Here is an 8,196-nt window from a genome sequence, read left to right as displayed (position 1 = left end):
GTCCGCCTAGGCCGCGCCCACCACCTGCCCCACGTGGCGGGTCGCCGCCCACAGTGCCAGGGCGGCGAGGCTGAAGGACGCGCCGAGTGTCGTGACGGCAGGCCAGCCGCCGGTCGCGTAGGCGAGGGAGGAGCCGAGGGCGCCGAGGCTGCTGCCTGCCGAGTAGAAGACCATGTAGCCGCCGATGATCCTGCTGCCCGCGTCGGGGCGGACCGAGTGGATCAGGGTCTGGTTGGTGACGTGGACGGCCTGCACGGCGAAGTCCAGCAGGACGGCGCCGATCGCGAGCGCCCACAGCGACCGCCCGGTCAGGCCGATCGGGAGCCAGGAGAGGGCCAGTACGGCGAGGCCGACGCCCGTGGTGCGCCGGGCGAGGCCCCGGTCGTTCCAGCGTCCGGCCGCGGTGGCGGCGACGGCCCCGGCCGCCCCGGCGAGCCCGAACGCGCCGATCGCCGTGTGCGACAGCGACCACGGCGGACCGCTGAGCGGCTGTGCCATGCCGCTCCACAGCGTGCTGAACGCGGCGAACACCAGCAGGGCGAGCGCGCCCCGGACCCGCAGCAGCGGGTGGCGGGCGAACAGGGTGACGGTCGAGGCCACGAGCCGCCCGTACGACATCTCGTGCGCACCGACGGTCGGGGTGCCCGCGGGCAGGGCCCGGCGCACCAGGACGGTGAGGACGAGGATCACGCCCGCGGCCACGAGGTAGACGGCCCGCCAGCCGGCGAGGTCGGCGAGTGCTCCGGCGGCTGCGCGGGCGAGCAGGATCCCGGTGACGATGCCGCCGGTGACCGTGCCGACGGCGCGGCCCCGCCGGGCGGGCGGGGTCAGGGCGGCCGCCGCCGCGACCATCGTCTGGGCGACGACGGCGAGCAGTCCGACCGCCGCGAGCGCGCCGAACAGTGCGACGGCGCCCGGCGCGAGCCCGGCCGCCAGCAGGGCGGCTGCGAGCAGCGCGAGCTGGCCGGTGACCAGGCGTCGGCGGTCGAGCAGGTCACCGAGCGGGACGAGGGCCAACAGGCCTACTGCATAGCCGAGTTGGGTCACGGTCACGATCGCGCCGAGCCATCCCGCGCCGAGCGCGAACCGTTCGCCGAGCGTCACCAGGAGGGGCTGGGAGAAGTAGACGGTGGCGACCGAGCTGCCGCAGGCGAGGGCGAGCAGGGGCACGAGCCGGGCGGGTGGCGACCCGTCCGGCACGCCCGTCTCCCCCGCACGCACCGCTCCGCTCCCGCCGCATGCGCCGACCGGTTCCGAGCACTGGACCGCCATGTCGCCCCGCCTTCCGTTTGGTTGCATCTTGCTACCAGCGTGACCGTAGCCGGACGAGGTAGCATGTTGCAACCACTCCGGAAGGGTCCGGGGGCTGGAGGATGAGGAGTCGCGGATGGTCGCCCGCACACGATTCGATGCCGACCCGTGCCCCGTCGCCCGGTCGGTGAACGCCATCGGCGACTGGTGGTCGCTGCTGATCGTGCGGGACGCCTTCGACGGCAGCCGCCGGTTCGGCGAGTTCCACCGCAGCCTCGGCATCGCGAAGAACATCCTGGTCACGCGGCTGCGTTCACTGGAGGACGCCGGTGTGCTGCAGAGCGTGCCCGCCCCGGACGGCGGCTCCCACCGCGAGTACCACCTCACGGACAAGGGCCGCGCCCTCTTCCCGGTGATCGTCGCGCTGCGCCAGTGGGGCGAGGCGGAGTGCTTCACCCCCGGCGAGGAGCACTCCCGCCTCCTCGACCGCAGGACCGGCCGCCCGCTGCACCGGCTGGAGATCCGGGCGGCGGACGGCCGGCCGGTGGAGCCGGAGGACACGGTCGTCGAGAAGGTGTGAGCGGCCGGGACCTCCGGCCCGCACGGGGCCGGGGCGACGCTCCGGCGTCGGCGATCTAGAGTGCCTGCGAGGGGTGGACCGTCGGACGGTGTCGCCGGCGACACCGCGGACCTCGGGTCCGGGACCGGAGAGAACGATGAAGGCAGCGCAGTTCAGCAGGTTCGGCGGCCCCGAGGTGCTGGAGATCGTGGAGCTTCCCGAACCGCACCCGGGGCCGGGTCAGGTGCGGATCGCGGTGCGCGCCGCCGGTGTCAACGCCAGCGACTGGAAGAAGCGCAGGGGCCTGATGGACCAGGAGCTTCCGCAGACCCTGGGCCACGAGGCGGCGGGCGTCGTCGACGCGCTCGGCGACGGCGTGTCGGACGTCTCCGTCGGCGACCGCGTCGTCGGGCTCTCCGGCGCGGGCGCGGCCCAGGCCGAGTCGGCACTGCTCGACCACTACGTACGCGTCCCGCCCTCCCTCGACTTCGCCGCGGCGGCAGCCCTGCCCACCGCCCTGGAGACGGCCGCGCGCGCCCTCGACCAGGTCGGCGCCGAAGCCGGTCGCACCCTGCTGGTCAACGGCGCCTCCGGCACCATCGGCAGCGCCGCCGTCCAACTGGCCGTGGCACGCGGGGTGCGGGTGATCGGCACGGCAGGACCGGCCAACCAGGACCACCTGCGCTCCCTCGGCGCCGAACCCGTCACCTACGGCGAGGGCATGGCCGACCGGGTCCGCGCCCTGGCTCCCGACGGCGTCGACCTGGCGCTCGACGTCGCGGGCAGCGGGGTGCTGCCCGATCTCATCGGACTCACGGGCTCCCCCGGGAACGTCCTCACGGTCGCCGATGTCGCCGGAGCGCGGGAGCACGGCGTCCGGTTCAGCCGCGGTGACAGCGGCCGCGCCCTGTACGTCCTCGACGAGATCGGTCCGCTGGTCGAGGCCGGGCGCTTCGCCGTTCCCGCCGTGCGGACGTTCCCGCTCGCCGACATCGCCGCGGCGCATCGCGCGGGCGAGGAAGGGCGTACGCGCGGAAAGCTCGTGCTCGTCGTCGGCTGAGCCGGCGGCCGGGGCCCGGCCGCGTCAGGTTCCGGACAGCGCCGTGTCGGCGTCGCCCTGCCGCGCCGACGCCGCGAACTGCGCCTGGTGGACGGCGGGTTCGGGCAGCGTGCGGAAGAGCAGCCAGCTGAGTGCGGGCATGGCGATCAGCGGGGCGAGCGCCGTGCGCAGGGAGGTCGCGTCGGCGAGCCGGCCGATGACCGGACTCACCAGGCCGCCGATGCTGACGGTCAGTCCGAGGGTGATGCCGCTGGCGGTGCCGACCCGGGAGGGCAAGTAGTCCTGCCCGAGGGTGACTTGGAGCGAGAACGGCACGTACAGGCCGGCGGAGGTGAGGGCCACGAAGACGAACAGGGCGGGGCCCGGCACGTAGACCACTCCGGCCACGGCGGCGATCGACGTCAGGTAGGACCAGCGCGAGACCCGGACCCGGTCGTAGCGGCCCGCCAGCGAGCCGCCGAGCACCGAGCCCACGGCGCCACCCAGGAACAGCACGAACAGGGCCGCCGTGCCCGCGGCGGCGCTCCCGCCGAGCCGCTCCCGGGCGTACAGCGAGATGAAGGTGCTCAGCCCGATGAAGACGATCGAGCGGCACACCACGGCCAGCGAAAGCCGCACGAACGAGGCCACGTCGTCCGCGCCCCGCGCCGTCGCCGTCGCCCGACCGGCCGCCCGGCCTGCGCCCAGCATCCGCAGCACCGGCACGCACAGCGCGGTCCCGGCGAGGGCGGGCAGCGCCAGCACCGGTGTCCAACGCAGCGAACCGTGGCCGATCGCGGTGGCGACCATGAGCGGCGCGAGCGCGAATCCGATGTTGCCGCCCAGCGAGAACCAGCCCATGGCGCTGTGGCTGCCCCGGCCGGCGAGCCGCGCCACCCGCGCGGACTCGGGGTGATAGGCGGCGACTCCGATCCCGGAGATGGCCACGAACGTCAGGGTCAGTCCGTACGAGCCGCCGAGCCCGCTCAGCGCGATGCCCACCCCGCCGAGGATCGTGCTCACCGGCAGCAGCCACGGCATCGCCCAGCGGTCGGTGAGCGCGCCGAACACGGGTTGCGCCACCGACGACAACAGCGACGCGGCGAGCACGATGCCGGACGCGACGGCATAGCTGTAGTCGCGCTCCGCCACGAAGAACGGGATCAGCGCCGCGACGGCGCCCTGGTAGACGTCCACGCAGGCATGGCCCACGGCCAGCACAAGGATCGATGCATTCCTTCGCACGCCTCCATGCTGGCGGGATCCCACCGGGTCGCGCTTTCGATAGATTGCCAACCAATGCAGAACATCCGCCATACTCCCGTCGCGCCCACCCGCACCCAACGCCTCACGTCGGGCGGCGAGATCGACGCCCACCACCACGACGACCACCAGATCGTCTACGCCAGTCACGGCATCATCGCGATCACCACCGACGCGGGTTCCTGGGTCGCTCCCGCCACGCGCGCGCTCTGGATCCCGGCCGGCACCGTCCACCGGCACCAGGCCCACGGTGAGCTCGACCTCCACTTCGTCGGTCTGCCCACCACGCAGAACCCGCTCGGGCTCGACACCCCGACGGTCCTCTCCGTCAGCCCGCTGCTGCGCGAGCTGATCGTCGCCTACACCCGGACCCCGGACGACGAGGGCCCGCAGCGCCGGCGGCTGCGGGCGGTCCTGCTCGATCAGTTGCGGGTCTCCCCCCAGCAGCCGCTGCACCTGCCGACGCCCAGCACGCCGCTGCTGCGGGAGCTGCACGCGATCCTGCGGGCGGACCCGGCGGACAACCGGTCGCTGGACGAGCTGGGCCGGCAGATCGGGGCCGGCGCACGCACCCTCTCCCGGCACCTGCGGCGCGAGCTCGGCCTCACCTACCCCCAGTGGCGCACCCAGATCAGGCTCCACCACGCGCTGATCCTGCTGGCCGACCAGACACCCATCACCGCGGTCGCCCATCAGTGCGGCTGGTCGTCCGCCAGCACGTTCATCGACGTCTTCCGCCGCACCTTCGGACACACTCCGGGCGCCCGGCCGCCGAAACCGTCCGACTAGACCTGGACCAGGGCGAGTTCGGGCCGCTTCGCGGAGCGCCCGTCGCCGGACGACCGGCCCCGCAGCCGCCTGACGAGCCACGGGCCGAGGAAGCTCCCGGCCCAGCGCAGCTCGACCAGTCCGCCCCGCAGGCCGGGCACGGGACGGTGCGGGGGCGTGACCGGCCTGGCCCAGGAGTCGTCGCTGCCCGGCACTCCCAGGGTGTACGCCATGGCGGCGGCGATGCGTGCGTGTCCCAGCGGGCTGGCGTGCAGCCGGTCCTCGCTCCACAGCCGCGGGTCGGTCGCCACGGCGTGGTGGTTCATCTCGGCGACGGTCACGCCGTGCCGCCCGGCCGCCTCCCGGATCCGCGCGTTGAGCAGGGTGATGCGTCCGCCGAGCGGCCGCGCGAGCGGCATGATGCGGGTGACGTCGGGAAAGGTGAGCGTGATGACGTGGGTGCCCTCGGCGGTGAGCGCGGCGAACATCGCCTCCAGCTCTCCGGCCACCTCGTCCGCGTCGAACCGCGGCCGCAGCAGATCATTGACCCCGGCCACCACACTCGCCAGGTCCGGCTTCAACGCCAGGGCGGGCGCGAGCTGTTCGGCCCGCACCTGCCCGGCGAGGCGCCCCCGCACCGCGAGGTTGGCGTACTGCAGGCCGGGGTTCTGCCGGGCCAGCCGCTCCGCGAACCGGTCCGCCCAGCCACGCAGACCGGTCGCGTCGTCACCGTCGCCCACCCCCTCGGTCTGGCTGTCGCCGAGGGCCACGTAACGCGAGAAGTTGGTCTGCGGACCGGACATCGGACTCCACCCCTGAAGTGACACGGATCCCCGTCACTATACTCAACTAGTTGAGTAATCATGTCGGCGAGTGCCCGCACCCTTCCACCGACCCGGCCGGCTCGGCAGCGGTCAGCTCAGCGGTACGTCGAGGCGGGCGCGCCGGTGGCTGAACGCGGCGATCGAGTGCGGGCCGTGGTAGCTGCCGAGGCCGGACTCGCCGACGCCGCCGAAGGGCAGGTCGGGCACGCGCAGATGGGCCATGGGCAGACCGAACCCGAGGCCGCCCGACGAGGTCTCGGCGGCGAGCCGGCCGCGCGTGGTCTCGTTCTCGGTGAAGCCGTACAGGGCGAGGGGCTTGTCGCGGTCGTTGATGAAGGCGATGGCCTCGTCGAGTCCGTCGACCTCGACGATCGGCAGCACGGGGCCGAAGATCTCCTCCCGCATGACCGCGTCGTCGGCCCGCACCCCGGTCAGGACGGTCGGCGCGATGTACACGTCGTCGCGGTCGGTGCGGCCGCCGAAGACGAGGGTGCCGGAGTCGAGGAGGGCGGCGATCCGGTCGAAGTGGCGCCGGTTGACAATGCGCCCGTACGCGTCGGAGGTCTGCGGGTCGTCGCCGAACATGCCGTGCACGGCTTCGGCGAGGGCGACTTCCAGGCCGCGGGCGGTGGCCGGGTCGGTGAGGACGTAGTCGGGCGCCACACAGGTCTGGCCCGCGTTGCGGAACTTGGCCTCGGCGAGGCGGGTGGCGACGACCGAGAGGTCCGTGTCGCGGTCGACGAACACCGGTGACTTGCCGCCGAGTTCGAGGGTGACCGGGGTCAGGTGCTCGGCGGCGGCACGCATCACGATGCGGCCGACGGTGCCGTTGCCGGTGTAGAAGATGTGGTCGAAGCGCTGGGCGAGCAGTTCGGTCGTCTCCGGCACCCCGCCCTCGAAGACGGCGACCGCCTCGGGGTCCAGGTACCGGGGCACCAGGCGGGCCAGCAACTCGGAGGTGGCGGGGGCGAGTTCGCTCGGCTTGAGGATGACCGTGTTGCCGGCGGCGAGTGCTCCGGCGACGGGGACGAGCGACAGCTGGACCGGATAGTTCCAGGGCGCGACGACCAGGACGGTGCCCAGCGGCTCGTAGTGCGTACCGGCGGTCGTGCCGTCCGGGAGTCCGGCGAGGGACTCGGCGGCCAGCGGCTCGGGGGCCAGCCACTCCTCCAGGTGGGCGAGCGTGTGATCGATCTCGCGGACCGGCAGGTCGACCTCGGCGGCGTACGCCTCGAAGCGCGGCTTGCGCAGGTCGGCGTAGAGGGCGTCGGCGATGGCGTCCCGGTTCTCGGTGAACAGGGCGCGCAGTGCGGTGAGTTGGGACCTGCGCCAGTCGATCGGCCGGGTCCGGCCGGACCGGAAGACGGCTCGCAGCGATGCGACGAGGTCGGCGGTGCCGGTGGCGCTGGTCCTGGTGGCGGTATCGGTGTCAGTGATGTCAGTGATGTCAGTCATGGGGGTGGTGGAGCTCCGTTCAGGATGCCTCGTGCGGGTCAGGCCCGGGGAAGGCTCGTCAGGCCCGGGGAAGGCGGACGAGCATCTTGCCGGTGTTGGCGCCGCGCATCATCGACCGGAACGCGTCGACCGCGTTCTCGATGCCGTCGACGACGGTCTCGTCCGCGACGAGCGAGCCGTCCGCGAGCCAGCCGCCCGCCTGCCGGGCGTAGTCCGGGACGAGGTGGAAGTGGTCGCTGACGTTCATGCCGCGCAGGTTGATGCGCTTGCCGATGGCGAGCGGGAGGTGCGGCGGGCCCGCGGGCAGCTCGGTGGCGTTGTATCCGGAGATGGCGCCGACCATGGCGATCCGCCCGCGCAGGTTCATGACCCGCAGCGCGGCGTCGAGGTGGTCGCCGCCGACGTTGTCGAGGTAGACATCGATGCCGTCGGGCGCCGCCTCGGCGAGCTGCCCCGCGATGTCGCCCTCGCGGTAGTCCAGTGCCACGTCGAATCCGAAGTCCTCGGTGAGCCGCTTGGCCTTCGCGGGACCGCCGGCCGAGCCGATGACCCTGGCCGCGCCGAGCTTGCGGGCGAGCTGCCCGGCGACGGAGCCGACCGCGCCCGCGGCGCCGGAGATGAAGACGACGTCGCCCTCCTCGACCGGGGCCACTTCCCTGAGGCTGGCCCACGCGGTCAGTCCGGTCGTGCCGAGGACCCCCAAGTATGCCTGGGCGGGCGCGAGTTCGGTGTCGACGAGCTGCGCCTGGGCGGCGTCGAGGAGGGCGTACTCGCGCCAGCCGAGGAAGTGGGTGACGGTCGCGCCGACCGGGACGCCCGCGTCCTGCGACGCGACGACGGTGCCGACGGCGGATCCCGTCATCACCTCGCCCAGTTCGAACTGCGCGATGTACGACTCGCCTTCGTTCATCCGCCCACGCATGTACGGGTCGACGGACATGTAGTCGTTGCGGACGACGATCTGGCCCGGACCCGGGTCGGGCACGGTGACGGTCTCGAAGGCGAAGTCGGACTGCCGGGGCTCGCCGACGGGGCGG

Annotated in this window: 8 protein-coding genes; 3 read left to right on the top strand and 5 right to left on the bottom strand. The window is 73.3% G+C overall.

Going from position 1 to position 8,196, the window contains the following annotated elements; genetic code table 11:
* Positions 1–6: 6 nt before the first annotated feature.
* Positions 7–1,272 (bottom strand): MFS transporter, encoded by a 1,266-nt coding sequence (locus M4J07_RS45240; protein ID WP_374215195.1) that lies wholly within the window; start codon positions 1,270–1,272, stop codon positions 7–9.
* A 115-nt stretch (positions 1,273–1,387) separates the two neighbouring features.
* On the opposite strand from M4J07_RS45240, the gene M4J07_RS45235 reads away from it, so the two are divergent.
* Complete coding sequence (locus M4J07_RS45235; protein WP_255982716.1) at positions 1,388–1,831, top strand: winged helix-turn-helix transcriptional regulator; 444 nt, start codon at positions 1,388–1,390, stop codon at positions 1,829–1,831.
* A gap of 136 nt (positions 1,832–1,967) precedes the next feature.
* The gene (locus M4J07_RS45230) at positions 1,968–2,870 is read left to right on the top strand and encodes an NADP-dependent oxidoreductase (RefSeq protein WP_255982714.1); all 903 of its coding nucleotides are present in this window, start codon (positions 1,968–1,970) and stop codon (positions 2,868–2,870) included.
* Between the two features lie 24 nt (positions 2,871–2,894).
* On the opposite strand, the gene M4J07_RS45225 is transcribed toward M4J07_RS45230, so the two are convergent.
* Entirely contained in the window at positions 2,895–4,094 is a 1,200-nt protein-coding gene (locus M4J07_RS45225) for an MFS transporter (protein ID WP_255982712.1), read from the bottom strand.
* A gap of 54 nt (positions 4,095–4,148) precedes the next feature.
* On the opposite strand from M4J07_RS45225, the gene M4J07_RS45220 reads away from it, so the two are divergent.
* Positions 4,149–4,901 (top strand): AraC family transcriptional regulator, encoded by a 753-nt coding sequence (locus M4J07_RS45220; protein ID WP_255982710.1) that lies wholly within the window; start codon positions 4,149–4,151, stop codon positions 4,899–4,901.
* Here M4J07_RS45220 and M4J07_RS45215 read toward each other — a convergent pair.
* From M4J07_RS45215 to M4J07_RS45205, 3 genes are all read right to left on the bottom strand, one after another.
* Positions 4,898–5,683 (bottom strand): SGNH/GDSL hydrolase family protein, encoded by a 786-nt coding sequence (locus tag M4J07_RS45215; RefSeq protein WP_255982708.1) that lies wholly within the window; start codon positions 5,681–5,683, stop codon positions 4,898–4,900. The two genes, M4J07_RS45220 and M4J07_RS45215, sit on opposite strands and share 4 nt — an antisense overlap.
* A gap of 111 nt (positions 5,684–5,794) precedes the next feature.
* The gene (locus M4J07_RS45210; RefSeq protein WP_255982706.1) at positions 5,795–7,159 is read right to left on the bottom strand and encodes an aldehyde dehydrogenase family protein; all 1,365 of its coding nucleotides are present in this window, start codon (positions 7,157–7,159) and stop codon (positions 5,795–5,797) included.
* 58 nt (positions 7,160–7,217) lie between these two features.
* Positions 7,218–8,196 (bottom strand): NADP-dependent oxidoreductase (locus M4J07_RS45205; RefSeq protein WP_255982704.1); only part of this gene is annotated, 979 nt, incomplete at its 5' end.

It is taken from the genome of Streptomyces longispororuber, from assembly GCF_024448165.1.
GTDB lineage: Bacteria > Actinomycetota > Actinomycetes > Streptomycetales > Streptomycetaceae > Streptomyces > Streptomyces longispororuber_A.
Note: the sequence above shows the minus strand (reverse complement) of the source record. Positions and strands in the feature narration are given on the sequence as shown.

What these genes read in the sequence shown, in the direction of transcription:
- M4J07_RS45210 (WP_255982706.1), bottom strand. Translation starts at nt 7,159, where the DNA reads ATGACTGACATCACTGACATCACTGACACCGATACCGCCACCAGGACC.
- M4J07_RS45240 (WP_374215195.1), bottom strand. Translation starts at nt 1,272, where the DNA reads ATGGCGGTCCAGTGCTCGGAACCGGTCGGCGCATGCGGCGGGAGCGGA.
- M4J07_RS45220 (WP_255982710.1), top strand. Translation starts at nt 4,149, where the DNA reads ATGCAGAACATCCGCCATACTCCCGTCGCGCCCACCCGCACCCAACGC.
- M4J07_RS45215 (WP_255982708.1), bottom strand. Translation starts at nt 5,683, where the DNA reads ATGTCCGGTCCGCAGACCAACTTCTCGCGTTACGTGGCCCTCGGCGAC.
- M4J07_RS45230 (WP_255982714.1), top strand. Translation starts at nt 1,968, where the DNA reads ATGAAGGCAGCGCAGTTCAGCAGGTTCGGCGGCCCCGAGGTGCTGGAG.
- M4J07_RS45235 (WP_255982716.1), top strand. Translation starts at nt 1,388, where the DNA reads ATGGTCGCCCGCACACGATTCGATGCCGACCCGTGCCCCGTCGCCCGG.